Source organism: Kineothrix sp. IPX-CK (assembly GCF_039134705.1).
GTDB classification, from domain to species: Bacteria; Bacillota; Clostridia; order Lachnospirales; family Lachnospiraceae; genus Kineothrix; species Kineothrix sedimenti.
Genome location: NZ_CP146256.1, coordinates 2,045,829 through 2,069,199, shown reverse-complemented (window position 1 = coordinate 2,069,199; position 23,371 = coordinate 2,045,829). Strand labels below are relative to the sequence as shown.

The following is a 23,371-nucleotide window of genomic DNA, read 5'->3' as shown; positions in this document are numbered from 1 at the left end:
CATAATAAAAATGTACTTATTTTCTTATGACATTACTACTTATAAAGGGGGACAAATGCAATGCCTCAATCCGAGACACTTCAAAAAATCATAAGCAATATGGAAACTGTCATTGTCGGTAAACGCAGTGTTATCGAGCTTTCTCTTATCACTCTGCTTTCCGACGGCCATCTTCTGTTAGAGGATGTTCCGGGGGTTGGGAAAACTACCTTGGCAAAGTCGTTGGCTCAGTCCATCGAATGCAGCTTTTCCAGAGTCCAATTTACTCCTGATACGCTTCCAAGCGACGTTACCGGCATGACTATATATAACATGCAGACGGGTGAGTTTCGTTACTGCGCAGGAGTCATAATGAACGATATTCTTCTTGCCGATGAAATCAACCGTACCTCGCCGAAGACACAGGCCAGCCTCTTAGAGGCTATGGAGGAGCATCAGGTGACAGTGGACGGCAATACTTATTCCCTGCCTCAGCTTTTCATGGTAATCGCCACGCAAAATCCTATCGAACAGCTGGGCACCTATCGCCTGCCTGAAGCCCAACTGGATCGCTTCATGATGAAAGTTTCTATGGGTTATCCCGAAAAAATCAAGGATGAGACGGATATCGTCCTGCGTATCGTGGAGGGCGAGCCTCTAAAAAGCCTCCTTCCCGTCACGTCGAAGGAAGAGCTTCTTTATATAAAGGAAGAAATCAGGACAGTGACCATACATGAAGATATTATTACCTATGCGGTAGAAATCACCCGAAACACGAGAAAAAACCGCTATCTGACGCTTGGTGCCAGCCCCAGAGCTGCCATCGCGCTGACCCGCGCGGCAAGAAGCCGGGCTTATCTTCTTGGACGTTCTTATGTTACGCCTGAGGATATTACCGTACTTACGGAGCCGGTGCTAATGCACCGCCTCATTCTTTCCTCCGAGGCGAGGCTGGAAGGAAAAAAAGAGAAAGATATTTTGCAGGAAGTGCTTCATCAGACAAAGGTCCCGATTCTATGAGAAAGATAATATATTTATTTTTTTTATTCGGTTCCATCGTATTAGTCAGCTTTCGGGGAGGAAATATTCCATATCTGTTGTTTTACTTCGCCTTGCTTATTCCTGTTCTTGCGCTAACCTATTCTATATATGTTTATTTCCGGTTTAAAATTGTGCAGGAGGTTTCCCGGGCCGTGGTGAAGGCAAAGGAGGTTCCTTACCGCCTCATTCTGGCGAATGAGGATTTCATTCCTTTTACCGACATTACTCTGCACTATTTTTCCGATATGGTAACAATAGCGGAGAGCAGGGATATAAATAACCTATGCCTGCTTCCCCATCAGATTCTCCGCGTAGATACGAAGATGTACTGCAAATACAGAGGGACCTACCCTGTAGGCGTAAAAAGCGTCTCCGTTACGGACTTCTTAGGGCTGTTCACCATTACCTACCCTATGACGACGCAAGTCAGACTCACCGCCATGCCCCGTATTCTGCCTTTAGATCTTCTTATGGCTGACCTTCAGAAAAAAGATCCAAAGAACACCCTTTTCTCCGTTTCCAAGCTTCAGGAGCTTCCCGATTACGAATCGCGGCCATATTGTCCCGGAGATCAGCTAAAATACATACACTGGAAGAATTCCGCCAAAACCGGCGAGCTTCTCGTTCGAAAGCAAATGCCGGAAGAACTGTTCGAAACTGTGATCATCATGGATTTGTCCCCTATTCCGGGAGAGATGGATATTCGCCTGCAGACGGAGGATAACATTGTCGAATGCGCGATCGCTTTTGTACACGACTATTATTTGAAGCAGATTCCCGTTCGTGTCGTATATATGGAGGATGATAAGCTGAAAGAGCTTCTAATAAATGCCCGGACCGGCTTCGAGCGTTTTTATGAGGTTTGCGCCGCCCTTTCTTTCCATTCTTCTCTTCCTCCAGAAAAGGTATGGGCAAAATATAGCTTCCAAGCAGCTCATTCCCATGCCGTCATTCTCATTACTGCCTCCGTCTCAGGGGATTTAAGGAGCTATATGGAGGAAAACGGCAGAATTGGCAATGAAGTAGTTCTAATCGATACCGGAGGATTGTCCCTATGAAAAATTGGATTGTCAAAAAGACCGGAAGCTTAAAAAAATATTACGAGATACTCTATTCGGCTGCTCTTTGCGTCGGTCTTATTCTGATTGCGGACAGCTTATTTACAATTCCGTATCGCACTGTTTTTTTCCTGCTTTCTTCCCTGTTCTGGCAATTTTTCATTTATACGACAGAAGAGAAAAATCTCCGTTTTCCATTATGGAGCGGAATGGGAATATTGCTCGTCCTCTTCTATCTGTTCCTATATGCAGGAGACAAAAATCTCATTCCTTATTTCTATTTTCTCGGATTAACAGCGATTTGTATTCCCCTTTCCATCCTATGCTATCTCGCAGGCCGGAGGCTATGGCTGAAATCTTTGCTCTGCCTTTCACAGCTCATTTGCCTGATCGTTTTCAGTATACAAAAAATTTCCCTTTCAAAATGGGCCGTATGCCTTATTTTGTTCTGCTTTCTGATCTTTCTCGCAGAGCTTTCCTGCGCATTTTCTGAAGGAAAAGCAGGCCAGAAAATACTTTACCTGACCCCCTTCTTTTTCCTAGCAATGCTGCTCATGCTCCTGCTGCCCGTGAAGGAAACTCCTATCCGGTGGCATGCAGTGAAAAGTGTGGTTAAAGCAGTGCGTGAGGAGCTGACCGCTCTCATTATAAATGCGGAATATTATTTTTCCGGCGGCAGCGGCAGCTATTCCTTAAACTTTGCAGGCTATGATGAAGATAACGGAATCGGAGGCAGGGTCCTTTCCTCTGACAGTCCGCAGCTCTCCATCATCGGTGACCAGACCAAGGCTCCCCTCTATCTGGCCGGAACCATACGCGACTTTTATAACGGTCACGAATGGGAACTTCGTGCTGCAGATAAGTCTTACGAGGGAGAGGAATACCTTCTGCAATACGACGGATTGATGTCCTCCCTCACGCAGAGCATTTATTCTCAGGAGGATATCGAGGAACTGGTAAGCTACAGCTATTACGATGTTACCTATAAGGGCTTGAAGACAAAGAGTCTGTTCTTTGCTCCATTTACCCAAAATGTTCTGCTTTTTAACGACAAGCCTACCGCCTTTTCTTACGGTGACGGACTGAGGCTTTCCAAAGCACAGGGCATGGGATTTCGTTATCAGCTCCATCTTATGGAGCTCAACTATTCCGATGAAAGGGTAAAACAGCTTTTAAGAGGGCAGGCGTGGAATGGCATTCCTTTCCTTACGGAAACCGCTGCCGAGAGACAGCGCTTCGTTCATGAACACTATACGTTCCTTCCCGATACACTTCCTTCCCGTGTCTACTCTCTGGCGGAGGAAATTACATCTGAGGCAGATAACGATTATGACCGCATGAAGGCAATCGAGGATTATCTGAGCGAATATACCTATACCACTTCGCCCCGGCCGCTTCCAGAAGAAGCAGACGTAGTCGATGAGTTCCTCTTCGAAAGCAAGAACGGCTACTGCACATATTTTGCCTCCGCCATGGCCGTTCTCGGACGCTGTGAGGGCATTCCTACCCGCTACGTAGAGGGTTTTGTTTCTAACAGCTCTTACCATTATGACAACCGCGTTCTGAACCTTTCCGGCAACAATGCCCATGCATGGGTGGAGGCATATATAGACAACATAGGCTGGATTCCCTACGATCCCACACCTCGCTACTACGTAGTCGCTAACACGGCATGGCAACAAAACGGGGAAGTAACTGCTGCCTCCATTACTCCACCGGCCGTTCCTTATACAGAGTCTTCCGCTGCTTTCGAAGAAGACGAGATATCTGAGATAAGCTATTCCTCCGTCCTGGAAAGCGGGAAGAAGCTTTTATTCTTCATTGTGGAAGGGCTTCTCCTTATATGTATCGTAAGCTTCATGATCTTCCTTTTCCTTCTCTTACGGAACCAATTGCTGCATCGCCGTTACATGGCTGGAAACGACTATGAGAAGATACAGTTTCATATGAAAAAAGCCTTCCTGTTCGGAAGGCTGCATGGTTATCCTATAGAAGCAGGAGAAACCCTTTTGGATTATGGTGCCCGGACAGAAGGCAGCCTGGACACATCCGAATACTCCTTTTTAGAAATATGCGATTTGTTCCAAAGCATCCGCTTCGGAGGCCGCCCTATCTCAGAAATGAATATCAAGGTGATGGAGGCTTATACCCTCTCCTTACAAAAAAAATATCTGAAGCAATGCGGCCGGATGAAACGTCTGCTGTATTTTGTAATGCCTGTCGCATAAAGTGAAATTAACATATTCCTCTGTCGTCAGCCTTCGTCCGGTGGACGGTTCCTCTCGAATGTGCCGGCGGCGCATAGACAGAGGAAAGCCTAAGAGGACTTTTACCTGCATTGATTATGTTATACCAAACGCCTGCCGGTATGAAAACCGAATCGCCTGCACACAGATGCTGCTGAAAATCCAACCGCTCCTTATAATTTCCTATTTTAACGAGTCCCTGGCCTTCCTCCACACTGACAAGCTGATCCGTATCCCGATGTATTTCAAGACCGGTTTCTCCTCGTGCCGGAATACACATAACCGTCATCTGCAAATTGGAACCGGTCCATAAGGCCGTGCGGAAACTCTGATTCCGCTTGGCCTCCTGTTCCACATTTGTGGCAAAGGGAAGTGGTCCGTAATCGTTACTGTTTATGCCACGATAATAATTCATAGGAAACTCCTTTTCCCATTCTTAGAACATCATATGCTGTAGAACATCCTATTGTGATGATATACGCGCTTTACCTCTCTCCCATTATTTTTAGAGAATATCATCTGTCCATTCAATATCTACGTCACCGCTACTGCTGTCGCCTCCGTTATCTCCACCACCGCTGTCTCCACCGCTCCCACTGTCGGGCTGACCGCCTCCGCTATTCGAATTTCCGCCGCCTGAGCTTTGACCTCCGCCGCTATCCGAACTTCCCCCGGTACTTTGGCCTCCGTTGTTTGTACTTCCGCCTCCGGCGCTTTGCCCTCCGTCATTACTCTGGCTGCTTCCTTCCGAACCGGAAGGTGAGACAATCGGTGCTGCCGGTGCTGTAGTGCCAGACGCAGCAGGAGCTGACGATGTTTTACTTCCTCCTGCCTTGGAGGACTTAGATGTGCTTTCCTGCACATCTTTCTTTATAATTCCCACACCTCTGTTCCCGTAAACCATGGATTTGCCGTTATCTGTTTCCACGTCTCCATCGTCCACAGAGAATTCTTCTTTCCCATATACCTCGAAGGGGTCTGACTTTCGATAATCCTCTACCGCTCCCAACACATGCCATCTGCTGCCATCGAACCATTCGATATTGGAATCAAAGATTCTTACCTTTACAGCTCCACTATCGATCATCTGCCCCTGAGACTGCGAATCATTTTGTATCTGCGGCTCATATGGAGTAATTTCGGGATAGGACATTATTCCCAGCACAGAATAATCGAAGACAAAAGAATCCGTTGCCGCTTCCTCCGGTACATTCAAGAACAAATATCCATTCTTATCTGACGTATAGGCGTATACAATATAATTTTCCTCATCGTTCCCGTCTTTTACCACGTCCCTCTGGCTACTGTCCATCTGTGATACCGTCGTTATACCGCCGTCTGCAAATGCTCCTGTATACTCTGTCATATCCATATCTTCCCTGCTGCTCCATAGCGCGAACAGATCGGATGCCTCATGACCGTAACTTACCTGCGCAGTATAATCTCCGGAGCAAACGCCGTTTTCGAAGCTTCCCATCTCATGATATACGTTTCCGCTCTCCGCCATACAAAGCCATGCTTCAAAAGCCCCCTGGTACTTTCCGTCTACGAGATTGGAAGTCAGCATCTGCAGGCTATCCTCTCTTCGCATCATACTCGATATGCTGCCGTCGTCTGCTACGTACCATACGCTTGAATACTTCTCACCGGCTTCGTCATAGCCTACCTCAAAACAAAATGTAATCTTACCCGTCTCATCCGCCATATAATATCTCCTGCTGCCATCCCGCAGTTTCGGCATCATAAGGCTTTGCCAGTCATCTCCAAGAAGTATTCCTGCGGCCTCGTTCAAATATTCGGGGGTGCTTATGTTCGAAAGCAGGCGTTCTGCCTCCGCCTTTATCCCATCGCTTTCCTCCTCTATGTTTACCGTTATATCATTTAATAGTTCTATGCATTGCGCATCATCATATAGACGGTAGCATTGCTCCAGCAGGTCGCGCTGTCTCTTGCGCATTCCTTCTTTCCCATACAACTCGGCTAGCTCTTTATAATCATCAGACGTAAATTCTCCCGAAGCATACTTTATTTCATATTCCTCTATAGCGCTTTTTTTTCCTCCGGGATTCGACTCTGCAGAACTTCCGCCCATTTGCTCCGAAGCCGTTTCTTTATTGTTTTCTTCCTCCCCCTTATCTGCTTGCGCACATCCGCCTGTAAGCAGCAGAAGCGATGCGGCGCAAACAGCTGCAATCCTCATTTTACCGTTCATCGCTTTACACTCTCCTCTTTTCATCTTCTTCCTGTCAGCCTCCAGCCTTATCTGCATCCTCGATCAATTTCCTAAGAAATAAATCGGCGCTTGAATTCTTCTCATATTGACCGCTGGAGAGTACTTGATTCGCCAGCGAATATATACTCTTCCATACAGTAGGCCCATATAAGGTCACCTCCGAATTATCCTTGGCAAGGATAATATATCCGCGAAAGGCATATTCCGTTTTATACTGATTGGCGGGCAAGCCTACCAGCACTGAGGTAAACCGATGCCTTCCCGAGATGGTTTCGTATATTTTATCCTCCAATATTCCGTTCGCATTTCTGCCATATGACATACCGCTCAGGACCTTTTCTCCGCCCTTCACAAGAGGATACTGCGCTCTGTTAGCATTGTTCATCACAAGCGTTCCATATTCCTTCAGAACATATCCGGCCGTTCCCTTTGAAATAAGCTGAGACCGAAGGCTTGACGATATTCCCGTCTTAAAACGAATACCGGACTTTCCTGTAATCCTGATGGAAAAGCCATGGTACGAAAGAATATCCTCCAATTCCGGAACCGCCGCCGCTTCATAGGCGGACCCATTATGCTTAAGTGTCCAGACGTACATTCCTATCGGAACGTTTGCTCCGTTATATTTATACATTACGGCGGTTTTCGCGTTTCCGTTTGCCGCTGTTACCACATACTTTCCGTCTCGCACAATCGCCGTATACCCGATTCCATCCAGGTAAATATTTGCATCCGTATACCCCGCAGGAGGCGTAAGCGACACACTGTAGGATACGGTAGGTATAGGACATGCATCCGACGGCATATTGCTATAGACCGGTATCTTAAAAACGAATGTATTGTCCAGCGAGCCGGTACTGTTATATAGCTTGCGTATGTTCTCTCCCTCATTAGCCGGAGCACATATATTTTGCATATACTGGTGCCAGAACAGGCCGTTATAGCTCCCATCCACATCGAACTTCTGTAAATACAGGGTATCCTGCCCTTTTAATATATAATTTTGAGAGATAACTTTAGCACCGCCTAAAATCGAGGTATATCCATCTGTCCATCCCTCTGCTTTCGCTTTGGCAAGCCCGCTTTCTATCACTGCATTGTCGCTGTTTCCCGTCGCTCCGATATTAAAATAATTGTAATATCCTATGTACCCGGGATAGGTTCCGGAAATCAAAGAAGAGGTTCCTTTTCCCTGTTCCTGGTATACTCTGCAAGCGAGATGGAACGGGCTTACTTTTAACGATGATCCTACCGTCCAAAATATATTAGCATAAGTAAGCGAGGTCCCTGGAGCCGTACCGGCCATGAATGTCTGATTCAAAAAACTCTGAACGGCCGCTTGTGTATGATAGGATTCGTTATATGTAAGGAGTTCAAACTGGAAGATGCCGGACTCATTCAGACCATTCCTGGGATCGAGATAATGCTCTAACGCTCCCTTTGACGCATAAGACCAGTTCTCACTGTATTTGCCTTCCTGCATATAAGCCGGCAAATAAGATTCTACCAGGCTTCTTCCATCCTTTATTTCTTCCGATACGACATAATTCCAGTCTAAATTGGTATTCATTTTTACAAAGGTCCATTTGGGATGCGTTTGCTTTAACGCCGTCAGCGCCGCCTTATAGCTATCGGGAAATTGCTCGATGTCCGCATAAAACTGAACAGTGTTTCTGGCCGCAAAGGGAAGCATTTTACCAGAATCGCTATTATAAGATTCCTCCCATTCCAGAAACAGTTCATCTGAACATGCAAGATAAGCTCTGGGAATATATCCGTTATATTCTGCTTCTTGGAAATACAGGGTAACATACACCCACAGCTCACCATTTTCATCCTCAAGAACATCCTTAATCTGCACCTGCTGCCCACTGGGAACTGTTACCGCCACGCCGCTGTCATACGAAGCTTCTGCTCGTATAGAATATTCATCGCACAAATAGACGAGTGCTATTACCGTATGGTCTTCTAAAATATTCTTTAAAGCATTCGATGCTTCTTCCATCCGTGCCGCCGCTTCTTTTGTTTTGTCTGTATCTGCTGCTGCAGAAGTTACGGATTCTTCCTCCTCCGGCGGTTTCTCTAATTCTGTCCCATTTAGAGTATCCGCTTCATCCATTATAGTATCTACGTCATTTACGTCATTTTCACTTACCGAACTCTTCTCCAAATCAGAGTTCACTTCTGTCACCACCGGAAAAGCTGCTGCCGGAACGGGGAATAAATATGCCAGTAAAATCGAAGCCGCTAACAGTGCCGTAAGTTTTCTCATATAATACTCTTGCCTTTCTTATCGCCTGTACCTTCCCCTTTACAAACACCCTTTCATTATACAAAAGGCGACTATAAATAACAATTCTCGCGGGCACTCCAAATTATGTAAATTAATCCGCTCAGCAAATATGGATAAAAGCATAAACGAAGAGCCTTACTATCTTGCCATTTCATAGATCGCAAGCATATCGGCCTCGTAAAGCACTTTCGCCGAGCCTTTTCGTCCTCCAGCCGCCGTGCTGCACTTTTTAGCCATAAGCTTCATTTCCTGCTCCGTAGGCTCAATCTCCAGATCGTGAAAAGAGGTAGGCATCCCGATAGAACGGAAAAAGATTTCCATCGCCTCGATGCCCTTTAGAGCGATTTCTTCCAAAGAACCTTTGTCCGCTATTCCCATTACATTTACCGCAAAGCGATAAAACCGCGGTAGGCAGTCCTTATGAACATATCTCGCCCAGCTTCCCCATAACGCTGCCAAACCGGCCCCATGGGCCACATCAAACAATCCGCTGACCTCATGCTCCAGTCCATGAGTGGCGAAGTCATCTCCTCCGTTTCCACAGCCTGTCAATCCATTATGAGAAAGGCTTCCTGCCCACATGACCTCAGCGCGGGCATTATAATTTTCAGGTTCGTCCAAAAGAATCCTTGCATTGGAGATAACGGTGCGCATCAGCGCTTCCGCAATGCCGTCGGTGATTTCCATATTGCCTGCGGAGGTGAAATAGCGCTCCATGGTATGCATCAGTATATCCGTACAGCCGCATTCCGTCTGAAAGGGGGGAAGAGTCATCGTCAGCTCAGGATTCATGATGGCGAATACCGGGCGGCTAAGATTGTTGTTATAGCCTCGCTTACTCCAGCCAGTCTCATTAGTAATTACCGAGGAGCTGCTCATTTCACTTCCGGTAGCCGCAAGCGTCAGCACCACTCCGACAGGCATACAAGCCGAAGCTTCCCTCTCATGAGCATAAAAATCCCAGACATTGCCGCTGTTTACCATTCCGTAGCCGATGGCCTTTGCCGAGTCTATGACGCTGCCTCCTCCTATAGCGAGAATGAAATCCACGCCCTCCTTTTTGGACAGTTCGATTCCCTCATAAACGAGAGATAATCTCGGATTGGGAACCACGCCGCCAAGTTCGGTATAAGCAATTTGCTCCGCTTCCAAAGAAGCTTTTATTCGCCCGAGCAAGCCCGATTTCTCCACGCTGCCTTTGCCGTAATGAATCAGCACCTTCTTACAGCCTGTCTCCTTTACAAGTGCCCCTGCCTGATTCTCCGTTCCTCTGCCAAAAATGACTTTCGTAGGAGTAAAATACTTAAAATTGTTCATAACGTTATCTTCCTTTCTTTTATAGGACGTACTTCCCTATTACAATCAGAACCACGCCTAAAAGACGTGGTTTGCTCTGAGGCTATAAGCCTCTGTTACCGGCCAGCGCCTAAAGACGCTGGCTTTCACTTTGTTCAAGCCACTACGCCATTGACTCGTCGCAGCCGCTGAAGCAGCGCTTGTATTACTCGGCTACCCCTTAAAGGGGTCCTCATACTCCTTCACACTTATTTTATCTTGTAGTATGTCTGCTTTTTCCTGATCCTGTATATACTTTTTTATTGTTGCCTCGTTAAGTCCTACTGTGCTCACATAGTATCCTTCTGACCAGAAATGTCTGTTCCCAAATTTATACTTCAAATTTGCGTGCTTATCAAAAATCATAAGTGCACTCTTGCCTTTTAAGTATCCCATAAAACTTGAAATACTCATCTTAGGCGGTATGCTCACTAACATATGGATATGATCGGGCATAAGATGCCCTTCGATAATCTCCACTCCTTTGTAAGAACATAACTGTTTCAGAATATCTCTGATACTTTCTTTATATTGATTATATATTATTTTTCGTCTATACTTTGGAGTGAAAACAATGTGATACTTGCACATCCACTTTGTATGTGCCATGTCATTACTTTTGTTTGCCATTAAAATCACCTTTCCTTTCGTTATTGTAGTAGCTTGAACAACTCTATCATAACGGAAAGGTGATTTTTTTGTATAACAATCTGCCTCCCCCCGCAAAGCAGGGGGATTTTTGTTTCGTATGTCTACGTTTCTCTTTTGAGAAACTCCGTCACACTCAACAGGCTAAAGCCCATATACAAAGTCTGACGGATAATATGAAATCCGTCAGACCACTGAATTCTGTCGTGCACATGAAAATTACATTCTTTTTTCGTATAAAGCGAGGTTACTCCCGTTCACCTCATAAGTTCCCGTATCTGTATAACGGGCAACAGATTTTCCTTGAAATACATCTGCAAGGAAATCCAGGGACATACTTCCCCAAGAGAATGCCCGCTGTGCAATCGCCACATCGATTCCGCCTCTCTTTATCTGTGCGGCAATATCGGCGGTGAAATCTACTGTTACGATCTTAATGCCCGTGCCTTGATGCCCTGCAAAGCTTCCGTAAGCCACACCCCAGAGTACGTCCGTAGCGTAAATTACTTTTACATTCGGATAATCCTTCCGAATCCGACTCATCACAGCCTCCACATCCTTCTTGGTGGGATTGCTTGGAATATCTATTTTATGTACGGTAATGCCTTCCTTTGTCAATGCGTCCACAAAACCCTGTGCCCTGTTTTCTATGGATTGAATCTTGATATCTGACCAAAGTCCAACTATTGCCTCCCCGCCGCCGCTTAAAAGCTGCTTAGCAGCCTTCGACGCATTTTTACCCAGCTCGTAACCGTTAGTTTCTATCAGCGCTTCATAATCCACGCCCTCCAAGGCGGAATTAATGAAAATAATCTTCGTTCCGTTTTGTGATGCCGATTTCAGCAACTGGCGAATCTGCGGACTATCAATAGGGCTTATGACAATGGCATCGAACTTTCTTTCCACGAAACTTTCCAGCGCTTTAAGCATTTCCTCCGCTCCCTGGTTTCTGGACTTCGGAGCAAAAATCTCCAGCTCATAATGCAAAGCCTTAGCTGTTTTTCTCGCGTCCCTCGCTGTCGGCTCCCAGAAATCGCAGTCGATGTCAAAAATCATAGCTATCTTCTGCTGTCTTCTTTCTTCCTTCTTTATCTGGATCTTGGATAAGTCAGAGGATAATACTCCAACGCCTTCGTTTAGCTTACCTGCCATCTTCTCCATAGTCTTTACTGTGCTGCTCTGGCTCATGGTAAGAGACGCCACCTCTTCCGTAGAAGCCACGGACTCCTGATTTACTGCGAGGATATTTCTAAAGGAATCCAACAGGCTCTCCTTCTGCTCTCCAAGTCCGTTAACTTCTCTGTAAAAGAGCTCCTGATCGGATACAAAGCCTTCCACATGATTATCAATTCTGCTGAATGCCTCGATCACCTCAGTTACTGCTTTTTCCTGCTGCTCGAAAGTATCTCTTGAACTGTCTACCGCCGATTTCAACTGGTTAAGCTGCTCCATGATCTCCGTTATATTCCGGCTGATCGTCTCACTGGCGCGATGGCTTTCGTCAGACAGCTTTCTTATCTCATCCGCAACTACCGCAAAGCCCTTTCCCGCTTCTCCCGCTCTCGCCGCTTCTATAGAAGCGTTCAGGGAAAGCAGATTAGTCTGGTCTGCGATTTCATTGAGCTGCTCCGTAATGCCGGTGATATTCTTGGTCATTTCCAGCAATTGATAGATTTCCGTAATGATCGCATTGTTCACGGTCTGGTTACTGTTCTGGCTAAGTGTCAGATTCTCCACGGCAACCTTACCGCTATCGCTGATTTCTCCCATCTCTTTCGCGGAGTCGATCAAATCCTTCGATTTATCTCCCATCATATTGATCTTGTCCGCTAATATCTCCGCGATATTTTCGCAGGAATTGATTTCCTCTCTCTGCCGCTTGGAACCGTCCGATATGTATTGTGCGGCAAAGCCGATGCTGTCCGAGGACTCCAACATTCCTTCAATGATTCCTTCAAATTGCTCCGAAATAATCTTGACCGTATCGAAATCCCCGCAGAAGCGGTAAAAGAAATCCTTATATTGCTTCCACAACTGCCCGTAAAGCTCTTCTCCTTCCGGTGTATCTGACTCGTCCATAAAGTCCCACCGGGAGAGCTTTTCCATTAACTCTTTACTGCTATAACCCCTTTTTCTTCTCTTCATCTTACCTTCTCCTATTCTCCTTGTACCTTCTATTCCCATTCCCATCCATAAGCAAAATGTAAAATCGAATTCGGACTATGCCCCTGCGGACATTATACCACGAATATAAGTACATTTCAAAGTCGAATTATGAGACAATTATATCGATAAGTGCATAAATAACACTCTTTTTACCCGCTTTCCTTTTTTAGCAGCAACCTCCGGCTACCCTTATGCTGTCATTCATCCGATTCAGTTCGCAAGGCTTTCAATACCCCATCGCGCTCTTTACGATATTTTTCTTGCCTGTGAAAATCTCTGATCAGATTTAAGGCTCTACCGCCTTAGGCGCAAACCTGACTAACGCTTCCTTTACTTTCACTCTCCATACCATGTGATGGAAGCCCTCGCCCCAGTAATTTTCCAGATAATACGCCGGGCTGCCGAACCTTTTACACCATATACCCTGAGCTATCTTATATCCGCTGTCAAAGCAGACTTCCTCCACCCTCTTTTCCTTCAATTCCTCGAACAGCGAATACATTAATAAGACAGAAATGCCTCTTTTCTGCCAATCAGGACGCACAAAAACCGTACCGATTTCCAGCATGTCCTTAAACTCCCCTCCCGTACACGAATTCAACAAATCATTGGAAGGCCCGTATTCGATGGAACCGATGATTTCACCTTTATGCTCCGCCAAAAGGAAAAACCTTTCCTCCCCCTCCGTCTCGAAATCCTGTGCAATATATCTTTTTTTATCCAAAATCTCTTCCTGAAGCAATTCCTTCATATCAGATACATTATTTTTCTCAAATGTATCCACGAGCATCTCTTCAAAAAAGGTATGGATGCTCTCGCGTTCCTCTATTCCAGGTCTTCTTATTGTTATATCTTTCATGCTTATAGCTATGCTCCTTCTAAAGTCCGGGTATCTTATGCAATATGCCTGCATACCTTGTGCACAAAGCCAGGTTAAATAGTCTGTAATATCAGCCAGCTGCGTGCTTATCCATTTATAATATACTATGGCAGAATGAAAACACAACACCTTATCATTCCGCCATAGAAATTTATCATAGAAATAGTTATTAAAATTAAAATTTCAAAAGCTTGCGCAGCCCTGCGATATAACGTCCGTTGAGAAATTCAATAATTCCCTCCATCACATGCTCCGGCAGCATTTCCTCCCCCGAAGCTGCCATTGCGAAAAATGACATTTCCCTGATAGTCGCCGCCATCATTCCCTCCTGCTCCTTTTCCGCTTTCGATACCTTCCTTGCCGTCCAGTTCGCATACATCATAATGATTTTACCTATAAATGTATGTGCCACATCTTCCAAAGTATTCTCCGGACTGTAAGGACGGCTTGCCCTCCCGCCGCTTTTAGGAGGAGTCCTCCCGTACAGCGTCGCAAATTCCTTTTCATCGATCGTGAATTCCTTGTTTTCCAACCGGTAGTAGGAAGGAGCACTCTTCGTAAAATCAGGCTGGGGCTTTGCGGGACTGTCTATTCGTATGCTTCCCGCAAGTCTGCAATCCCTTGAGGATGAACCAATTATGACTTCGTATTCTCCGCTTTCACAGTACCAATCCTTTACCGCTGTATTATAGTAGCCTAAAGTGCTGGTATCGAGAGTCATCGATATCCTTTTCGTTTCTCCCGGCTCAAGTTCTACCTTGATAAACTCCCGAAGCTCCTTTTCCGGCAAAAATACAACTTCACTTTTATGAGCCATGAATATAAACGATATTTCCTTCGCCTTTCTGCCGCCGCAATTTAAAAGCTCAAAAGAAAGAGTAAAGGTACTCCCGAACCGGCAGACTTCTTCGCTCAACTCTAAGCCTGAATAGGAAAACTCTGTATAGGTAAGCCCGTATCCGAAGGGAAACAACACAGGTTTTCCTGCTTTTTCATAATAACGATACCCTATATAGATACTTTCCCGATACTCCGAGGTAAGTCTTTTGCCCGGAAAATAATGATAGCAGGGGATATCCTCTAACGCGATGGGCCATGTTTCCGCCAGTTTTCCGCTTGGTACCCTGTATCCCAGCAGCAGATTTACGATCGCTCTGCCTGCGCCTTCTCCTCCCAGGTAGGCCAGCAATACCGCTTTTACCTTATGGATCCAGGGAAGCTCCACGGGCGCGCCTCCGATTAAGATTACCACCACATTTTCATTTTCCTCACAAATTGCATCAATCAAAAGATTCTGTGAAGGAGGAAGGCTCATATTTCCTCGATCGAACCCTTCCGATTCATAACCCTCCGGCAGTCCCGCGAAAACATATACGATATCTTTGCCTCCCGCCGCTTGGCAAGCCTCTTCCCTCAAGCTCTCCGCCTCACCGTTTACAGGCTTTGCTTCCAGAGAAAATCCTTTTGCATACGTGACATCGGCACCGAATTCTATGAACATTTCCCACGGATTTTCTATTTTCAACGGATGTATCTTAGAGCTTCCTGCTCCCTGATATCTCAATGTTTTTGCGAAGGCGCCAATAACCGCCGCTTTTTGTCCGATATGCCCGGGCAATAGCTTACCTTCGTTCTTAAGCAGCACCGCCGATTCCTCCAGCGCTTTTACAGCCAGAGAATGATGCTCCTTTTTATCGTATCGAAAGTCTTTCTCTTTATTTGCCAAACCCTTTAAGATGAGAGTACAGGCATTCTCCGCCGCCTTATCCAATTCGGTAAGCGAAAGGCTCCCGTTCTTGACCGCAGCAAGCACTTTTGCATCGTTAACCCCTTGGTTTCCGGGCATCTCGATGTCCAGCCCTGTTTTTATCCCCAGCACTCTGTCGTGTACGGCTCCCCAGTCGGAAATCACCGTATTCTCAAACCCCCATTCCTTTCTTAATATATTTGTTAAAAGATATTCGTTCTCGCTGCAATATTCGCCATTCAACCTGTTATACGCGCACATGACCGTATCGGGCTTTCCTTTTTTCACTGCTATTTCAAAAGCTTTCAGATATGTTTCCCGCAAAGTCCTTTCATCGATGACCGCGTTGATTGTCATTCTGCGCTTTTCCTGATTATTTACTGCAAAATGCTTGAGAGAAGCACTGACACCTGTACTTTGAATTCCCTTTATCATGCTTGCCGCCAATTCTCCGGAAAGCAGAGGATCTTCGCTGAAATATTCGAAATTACGTCCGCATAAGGGACTTCTTTTCTGGTTGACACCCGGCCCCAGAATAACAGAAACCTGCTCCTGCAGGCATTCCTCTCCCATAGCTTTTCCTATTTCATATAAAAGCTCTTTGTTGAAACTGCAGGCAAGGGCGCTCGCTGTAGGAAAGCATACCGCCGGAACGCTCTCCCCTATTCCCAGATTATCCGCCTCCCCTATCTGCTTTCTAAGGCCGTGGGGGCCATCCGACATCATAACGGCCCCCAGCTTAAGCCGCTCTATGGGCTTCGTATTCCAACAGTCCTGTCCGGAGCACAAACCGGCCTTTTCTTCCAATGTCATTTCCGCAACCAGTTCCTTTGCTCTGTCCCTGAAGTCCTTTATATCCTGTCTCTCTTTCATATTTATACCCATGCTCCTTTCAGCATTTGGAGACTTTGTGCAGTATTTTATCAGCTTAGAATTTCTTTTTACACTTATACCTCATGTCCGCTTTTATCCAAGCCTCCTGCTTTGCCCGAAAGCCTCAAAATACATATCACAGACAGCACCAGACAAAGTGCCGGCATCCCGCTCATCAGAATACGTATGCCAAAAATCGTCCCTTCCGACTGCACTGCTGCAGCGCCTCCCGTACTTTCCGCATAACCGAACCAGCCAAGTGCCGCCGTCACAAGCGCGACAATAATTGCGGAGCTGATTTTATATAAGAGCATGGTTGAGCCGTAAATAATGCCTTCTCTTCTGCTTCCATTTACCGCTTCATCCACCTCCACTACATCCGGGAGAATGGAAAATACCAGGACCTGAGAAGCAGAAATACCAACTCCGATAAAAATCGTAACAGCCGCAGTCAGCCCGATATGCTCTGACGGAATAAACATGCAGGAGAACAAGGGAAACAAAAAGTAAACCGCCGAAATCACGTAAGTCTTTCTTTTCCCCAGCTTACCGCTGATTCCCACCCACATGGGCGTGACAATAACTGCCGCCACTAATGGAATAGCCATAAAGATATAGCTTAGACTGTCGGATATTCTAAGTACATACTTCATAAAGTAAATGTAGAGAGCCATGATAATATCAAAAGATACCATATTAAAAATGAATACGCCCAGCACAAACCGGTATTCCCGCAGGCCGAGGAGCGACCTCAGGTTCTTTAAAAGACCGTCTTGCTTTTTCTTATCCGGATCCGGATTGTTCTCTCTCACCCGTTCTTTGGTGCCTGCAAATGCCAGCAGGATGCAGACTGCAAGTATAACCGCCAGTACCCTTCCCATAACGGGGAAGCTTTGCATATACATGCCTTTTCCGGGATAAATCGTATCGACGATCAATGTTACTCCCATGGCTGACAACAGAGAGCCAACAAAGGAAAAAGCCATCTTATAGCCGGAAATGCTCGTACGTTCGTTATAATCCTGAGAAAGCTCTGGCAGCAACGCATTATACGGAATCGACACAAGCGAATATAATGTATTAAACAGAATCCCGATCAACGTATAGTACATAATCATTTGCATTGTCCCCTGAAACGGCACTGTCCACAGAAGTGAAAATCCGATTGCAAGCGGTATGGCACCGAAGAGCAGAAATGGCCGCCGTCTTCCAAAACGGGTTTTCGCTCGGTCGGAGACAGCTCCCATAACCAAATCGCAGACCGCATTCCATATACGGGTGACCATGAAAATATAACCGGCCCATAAGGGCGATATTCCCGCTACATCCGTAAGAAAAAACACAAAATAAAATCCAACCGCACCATACGCCACATTGTTTCCCATATCCCCCAAACCATAGGAAATCTTCTCTCTTTTTTTAAGTACATTGCCCATAAACACCTCTCCCTGACATTTGATAAGTTTTTCATATCTGATGAATTTTTTATCCAAGAACTCTGATAGACTCATTCTAGCATTATGCTGAAATAATCTATATTATAATTTCGCTTTTTATATTATAATTTCTTGACTTTAAATATGGGACTTATTATATTTGTGATATGACATACTATAAAGAAAAATATGGAGACTCTTATGTGTTTAACATTATCTGAAAAATTAATTATGGAAGAGCTATATGAATATAACAGAATTCCTCTTTGGATTTTCGATAAAAATGCGGAACTTTGCACTTGCTTTTTTTCCGGCGGCTTCCGCAATTTTAATGCGGTCTTTCCTTCCCATATGAAAAGCATTCTTACCAGGACAGCCGATGTTACCTTCGATGTACTATGCTATGAAAATGAACTGTATTACCTCTTTTCCTTCGAGAGAAACGCAGAGACCTTTTATCTGCTGGGCGGCCCTATGCTGCTGTCCGGCTTTTATCATACGGCACAGATGCGTACGCTCTCATTTTCAAAAGACATGCCGGCAGAAGCATTAAAATCCCTCGTTGAAAATTTACCCGTCATCTCCTTTACTTCTTTCAGCTCTTGTCTGCGGATTATGATGCTGCTCTTAAAAAATGACGCTCCTGAGATAGATGAAATCAACAATTATAAATTCTCAGCACTGGGTGATACTTTGGACCGCATGTTTGTTTATGAACTTTTCGAAAATAACGAAGATGCCCGAATTCATACCTCCTACATCCAGGAACTCGCTGTTCTCCAATGTGTGAAAGACGGCGATACCGCAAGGCTGCAATCTACGTATAAGACGCTTCCTCAGATAAAATACGGAAATATGTCGAACGACCCATTAAAGCAGTTTTTTTACGGTTGTATCGCAAACACCACCCTCGTAACGAGATATGCGATAGAGGGTGGACTGGAGGAAGAAGCCGCCTTTACCTTAAGCGACATATATATCAAGCGTATGGAAAATTTCCGGACGCTTTACGAGCTGAATCTGTTAAACGAAAAAATGGCCCTCGATTTCACATCCCGCGTCTCGAAGGCCAAGGCTTTAAAGCAGTTTAATTATACAAAAACAGTAAAAAAATGTATCGATTACATTTCAAGAAGCATACACCAAAAAATTACATTAGACGCTCTGGCAAAAGAAGCGAATCTCACTCCTAAATATCTATCCGCTCTCTTTAAAAAGGAAACCGGACAAACGCTGAGCGCGTTCATTATGGACAAGAAAATCAACGAAGCCAAGACCCTGCTGGCCTACTCTGATCATTCTTACTTCCATATCAGCGATTACTTGTCATTTTACTCCCAAAGTCATTTTATTGCGGTCTTCAAGAAGTATGTGGAGATGACACCTAAGGAGTACCGGGAGAAGTATGGCAGCCGGTAAAGAAACTAAGCTGCTCTTCTTTTAACGACTTTATCTTTCTGTCCGTAATATTATCTTCCGGCCCTATGCGTGTGCACAGCAGGGGTGAATTTACGTCATAGAGGACGGCGTTTCTTTTCACCTTCTCATTGCTGAAATTCGCATAACAATACTTGCATCCGTTTCTACAAGTATGATAAGTGCCTACTTCTACGCTCTCCAGGCATCCGCATTCCTTTCTCTGGCCCTTGTCCTTATTTCCTGCGATTTTACACCCGACGATTCTCTCAACTATCTTTCTGTCGATACAACTGCCGTGCATTACACCGATATGGCTAAGCTCGATTTGTTCCGCGCAGGTTTGTATTTCCATATGATTCTTATTGGCGATCTTAACCATGTCCCTCGCCAGTCCGGCCATTTCAGCTTCGGTTATTACCTTAACATTCAGTCCTGCCGTATTGCGCACTGTCTTAGCATACAAATCCACAAAGCTTATTATCACCCTTTCCGTATACCCCTTTAAGCTATTCGATATTTCTTCAAACGCTTTGATATGATACTCCATAGTATACCTTTCACTCAACAAGACCGGGTCGTACCGCCAAATGACCTTATCGCTCCCTATTTTTTCGGACAACCGTTTAAATGTGGGTATCAGCTCCTTTTGCTTATTCGGAAGCTCAGGTTCCATATCCTTCCCATAGCCGGTGAGAGTAAATTGAAAATAATATTTGTAGTCGTTAAGCTCATTCAATCGCTCTAGCATCGGTGCCGGATTCTTAGTCCAGAAAACAATACAATCGATTACCTCCGGCGATAAATCGATCCTGCTGATCTGATGCTCATTCATAGGATTTCTGACATATAAAAAGCCTTCTTTTATCCTGTTAAGGAACCATTCTGAATAATAATTAGGAATATCCGTTCTTCTGCTCACGCTCAGTATCATCGCTGATCTCTCCCCATAAAACCCAAACATTTACTTTAATCTTATACAGACTCCAATCGATAGACTCTTGAACTGAAATCTCTTCCTTTATTACACAAATCCGCTTTGTTAATTATCATTCCGGCATGCATTAACTCATCTCCGCCATACCATGCAGAATGATCTCCATCGAAAATATATCTTTTATTCTTATCCAGGCCGGATAGCTTTAAGCGTACCCACTCTTCATTGGCTACATTCAGTATTTTATAAAAGCCAATTAAAGCTTCATTTTTATCTTCTGATACGACCATCCATGCTCCTGATTTTTTTTCAAAAGGGTTCTGTAATCTATAAAAATCACCACTCATGAACAATTTTTGATATTTTTTATGAAACTCCACCTGGCCTTTTATAATTTGCTGCTCTTGTTCCGTTAGTTTCCGCAAATCCAATTCATAACCAAGCATTCCGAATTGTGCAACATTTCCCCTGGTTTCCAGCGGTGTTATTCTTCCCACCTGCTGATTAGGAACCTCTGAAACGTGGGCGCCCATACTGCTTAATGGATAAACATACGATGTCCCATATTGGATTTTAACACGTTCTATTGCGTCTGTATTATCACTGGTCCATGCCTGTGGCGCATAATAGAGCATTCCCGGATCGAATCTGGCCCCTCCGCTGGAACAGGATTCAAATAATATTTCAGGGAACTTTACTATCAATCTTTCATATAATTGATATACTCCAAGAATGTATTTGTGGAATACTTTTCCTTGCTCATCTGTTTTTTGAGCTATGGAATAGGTTTCCGTAAGATAGCGGTTCATATCCCATTTTACATATGTAACAGGAGCATCCATCAACACTCGCTCCATCAAACCATAGACATATTCTACCACTTCCTCACGTGTGAAATCCAATACAAATTGATTTCTGCTTGGGGATGCACTCCTTCCCGGTGCACATAGAATCCAATCCGGATGCTCCCTATATAAATCAGAGTCTTTGTTTACCATTTCAGGTTCAAACCACAAGCCGAATTTCATACCCATGGCATTAATCTTCCTAGCTAATCCCCCTATTCCCTCCGGAAGCTTATTGTAGTCTGTTACATACCAATCTCCAAGGCATGATTTATCATCATCTCTTTTTCCAAACCACCCATCATCCAAAACAAAAAGATCTATTCCCATTTGTTTTGCGGCAGACGCTATATCGAGCACCTGCTGCTGCGTAAACTGCGGCCCGGTAGCCTCCCAATTATTTATTAAAACAGGACGCTCCCTGTCTCTCCATAAGCCACGTGCCAGACGAGTGCGATAGATTTTGTGAAAGGTCTGGCTCATTCCATTCATTCCCTGATCGGAATAAACGAATACCGCCTCGGGACTTTGGAACAATTCTCCCGGATTCAGCAGCCATGAAAAGCCATCGGGGTGGATCCCGATTTGAATCCTTGCCATATTACAAGTATCCACTTCCACTGATTCTATATGATTTCCGCTGTAAATCAAACTGAATCCTATTGCTTCCCCGGAGAATTCATTTGTTTCCAGTCGTTTAAGTGCTATAAAGGGATTTTGTTCCGCACTGCTGATTCCCCGCCTGCTGTTAATCCCCTGTATTCCCACATTTAGTTTCCGGCAGATGATATCTCTTTCTCTCGCCCATGCGCCCGACAACTGCACCATTTCATATTCCGCATCAGGTAAATCGATGCTTGCGCTAAATACTCTATCCAACAGCACCTTTTCAGTTCCATGATTAAAAAATTTTACACTTCGCGAAATAACAGGGTAATCCCGGAAAAGACTGTACAGTAAAATACAATCTACATTTAATAATGTATCCGTTAAAGTAATCTCTATCGTTTCCGCCTCATCCTCATCCTCTACATATAAGGCCGGAAGGCCCGAAAGCTTCTGTTTTCCTCTGTAAATAGAATGAGCCTGATATCTGAAATCAGTAATCCTGCTCCCATTTTCCTGAACGACTTCAAAAGCCGGTTCTCTAAAATCACCCCTTCCGGTGTCCGGATATTCCATCCTTGTATACTGAGGGCTAAAAAAATATTTGTTTTCCTCAGTATATACTGCCAGAGACCGGTGTCCTCCTTCTAAAAGATAGGAATAATCGTCTTTATGTTGTATTCTTTTCCCATAGTATAAGTTGCCTATCTTCCCGTCAGGTAATACTTTCATAATATAACTGATCTGATCATTGTATAAGTGAAACTCCTGTGTTTGTTCTGAATATATAATAGCCATTTACAGCTTTCCTCCCGATGTTGCTACTCCTTCAATAAACTGCTTCTGGAAAATAATATAGATCAGCATCATCGGCCAAATCGCCAAAACCGCCGCCGCCATAAGCTGGGGATAGTTTACGGAATATGCGCTTGAAATTTTGGCTAATGCGGAAGATAATGTAGCCGCATCGGAATCTGAATTGACTATCATTGGCCACATTAAATCCTTGAATGAAAAAAGAGCTGTAAAAATAGCCAGTGCTGTCAATCCGGATTTGGTCAATGGAAGCATGACCCTCCAAAAGGTCTGTCCAATATTACATCCGTCTAATCTGGCAGCCTCTTCCAGTTCTTTTGGAAGTCCCATAAAGAACTGCCGTAAAAGAAATGTTCCGAACGCGCTCACCAATCCCGGAAATACCAGTGCGAATATTGTATTACGCAGCCCCAGTTTATCAATCATTAAATATTGCGGTACAATAAAAATTTGTACAGGTACCATCATCTGAAATAATACAAGGCTAAAGAAAAAATCTCTTCCCGGAAATTTTAGTCTCGCAAATGCATAGGCTGCCATTGCACTAAATAGCACTGCACAGAACACGCGAATAGCCATCATTGCGAAAGTGTTAAAATATAACCGGATAAAATCATTCTGTTGAATTACTGTCATATAATTATCCCACTGTGCTTCTCCGGGAAAAAAGACAAAGGGATTCATCGATGTCGATTCGCTTATTGTTTTTAAGGATGTTACCACCATCCACAAAAATGGCAATATCATAATGCATGCACCAAGAATCAAAATAAGGTGTATAAATGAAGTAGTAATTGTTTTTCTTTTTTTCATGTC

The 23,371-nt window shown here is 44.6% G+C and carries 16 protein-coding genes; 4 read left to right on the top strand and 12 right to left on the bottom strand.

Annotation, left to right across the window (positions count from 1 at the left end):
• Positions 1-60 precede the first annotated feature (60 nt).
• Genes V6984_RS10030 through V6984_RS10020 form a run of 3 tightly spaced genes read left to right on the top strand, consistent with a single transcriptional unit; the run spans position 61 to position 4,306 of the window.
• The gene (locus V6984_RS10030; RefSeq protein WP_342759643.1) at positions 61-999 is read left to right on the top strand and encodes a MoxR family ATPase; all 939 of its coding nucleotides are present in this window, start codon (positions 61-63) and stop codon (positions 997-999) included.
• The gene (locus tag V6984_RS10025) at positions 996-2,078 is read left to right on the top strand and encodes a DUF58 domain-containing protein (protein WP_342759642.1); all 1,083 of its coding nucleotides are present in this window, start codon (positions 996-998) and stop codon (positions 2,076-2,078) included. The genes V6984_RS10030 and V6984_RS10025 overlap by 4 nt, the downstream gene beginning before the upstream one ends.
• Positions 2,075-4,306, top strand: coding sequence for a transglutaminase domain-containing protein (locus V6984_RS10020; RefSeq protein WP_342759641.1), 2,232 nt, complete (start codon positions 2,075-2,077; stop codon positions 4,304-4,306). The genes V6984_RS10025 and V6984_RS10020 overlap by 4 nt, the downstream gene beginning before the upstream one ends.
• A gap of 7 nt (positions 4,307-4,313) precedes the next feature.
• Here the strand turns inward: V6984_RS10020 and V6984_RS10015 are convergent, their stop codons facing one another.
• The 9 genes from V6984_RS10015 to V6984_RS09975 all read right to left on the bottom strand — a co-directional run bounded on the left by V6984_RS10015 (position 4,314) and on the right by V6984_RS09975 (position 17,935).
• Positions 4,314-4,739, bottom strand: a complete 426-nt coding sequence (locus V6984_RS10015) for a cupin domain-containing protein (protein WP_342759640.1) — start codon at positions 4,737-4,739, stop codon at positions 4,314-4,316.
• A 90-nt stretch (positions 4,740-4,829) separates the two neighbouring features.
• A complete protein-coding gene (locus V6984_RS10010) occupies positions 4,830-6,593 on the bottom strand; it encodes a hypothetical protein (RefSeq protein WP_342759639.1) in 1,764 nt (587 codons plus the stop codon).
• Positions 6,571-8,829 carry a hypothetical protein gene (locus tag V6984_RS10005; RefSeq protein WP_342759637.1) on the bottom strand — a complete coding sequence of 753 codons (2,259 nt, stop codon included), beginning with the start codon at positions 8,827-8,829 and terminating at the stop codon, positions 6,571-6,573. The genes V6984_RS10010 and V6984_RS10005 overlap by 23 nt, the downstream gene beginning before the upstream one ends.
• A gap of 159 nt (positions 8,830-8,988) precedes the next feature.
• Positions 8,989-10,167 (bottom strand): iron-containing alcohol dehydrogenase, encoded by a 1,179-nt coding sequence (locus tag V6984_RS10000; RefSeq protein ID WP_342759636.1) that lies wholly within the window; start codon positions 10,165-10,167, stop codon positions 8,989-8,991.
• 192 nt (positions 10,168-10,359) lie between these two features.
• The gene (gene tnpA, locus V6984_RS09995) at positions 10,360-10,815 is read right to left on the bottom strand and encodes an IS200/IS605 family transposase (protein ID WP_342756422.1); all 456 of its coding nucleotides are present in this window, start codon (positions 10,813-10,815) and stop codon (positions 10,360-10,362) included.
• 237 nt (positions 10,816-11,052) lie between these two features.
• Entirely contained in the window at positions 11,053-12,978 is a 1,926-nt protein-coding gene (locus V6984_RS09990) for a methyl-accepting chemotaxis protein (RefSeq protein WP_342759635.1), read from the bottom strand.
• 307 nt (positions 12,979-13,285) lie between these two features.
• Positions 13,286-13,858, bottom strand: coding sequence for a GNAT family N-acetyltransferase (locus V6984_RS09985; protein WP_342759634.1), 573 nt, complete (start codon positions 13,856-13,858; stop codon positions 13,286-13,288).
• A 196-nt stretch (positions 13,859-14,054) separates the two neighbouring features.
• Positions 14,055-16,499 carry a glycoside hydrolase family 3 C-terminal domain-containing protein gene (locus V6984_RS09980; protein WP_342759633.1) on the bottom strand — a complete coding sequence of 815 codons (2,445 nt, stop codon included), beginning with the start codon at positions 16,497-16,499 and terminating at the stop codon, positions 14,055-14,057.
• 74 nt (positions 16,500-16,573) lie between these two features.
• Positions 16,574-17,935 carry a glycoside-pentoside-hexuronide (GPH):cation symporter gene (locus V6984_RS09975; protein WP_342759632.1) on the bottom strand — a complete coding sequence of 454 codons (1,362 nt, stop codon included), beginning with the start codon at positions 17,933-17,935 and terminating at the stop codon, positions 16,574-16,576.
• 201 nt (positions 17,936-18,136) lie between these two features.
• Here V6984_RS09975 and V6984_RS09970 point away from each other — a divergent pair, with 201 nt between their 5' ends.
• Complete coding sequence (locus tag V6984_RS09970; RefSeq protein WP_342759631.1) at positions 18,137-19,354, top strand: helix-turn-helix domain-containing protein; 1,218 nt, start codon at positions 18,137-18,139, stop codon at positions 19,352-19,354.
• Here the strand turns inward: V6984_RS09970 and V6984_RS09965 are convergent.
• The 3 genes from V6984_RS09965 to V6984_RS09955 are packed head-to-tail and all read right to left on the bottom strand — an operon-like array spanning position 19,320 to position 23,368.
• A complete protein-coding gene (locus tag V6984_RS09965) occupies positions 19,320-20,285 on the bottom strand; it encodes a DUF1848 domain-containing protein (protein ID WP_342759630.1) in 966 nt (321 codons plus the stop codon). The genes V6984_RS09970 and V6984_RS09965 overlap by 35 nt on opposite strands.
• A 41-nt stretch (positions 20,286-20,326) precedes the next feature.
• Positions 20,327-22,537: an alpha-galactosidase gene (locus V6984_RS09960; RefSeq protein WP_342759629.1), complete on the bottom strand. Its 2,211-nt coding sequence runs from the start codon at positions 22,535-22,537 to the stop codon at positions 20,327-20,329.
• Positions 22,538-23,368 carry a carbohydrate ABC transporter permease gene (locus V6984_RS09955; RefSeq protein ID WP_342759978.1) on the bottom strand — a complete coding sequence of 277 codons (831 nt, stop codon included), beginning with the start codon at positions 23,366-23,368 and terminating at the stop codon, positions 22,538-22,540.
• Positions 23,369-23,371 lie beyond the last annotated feature (3 nt).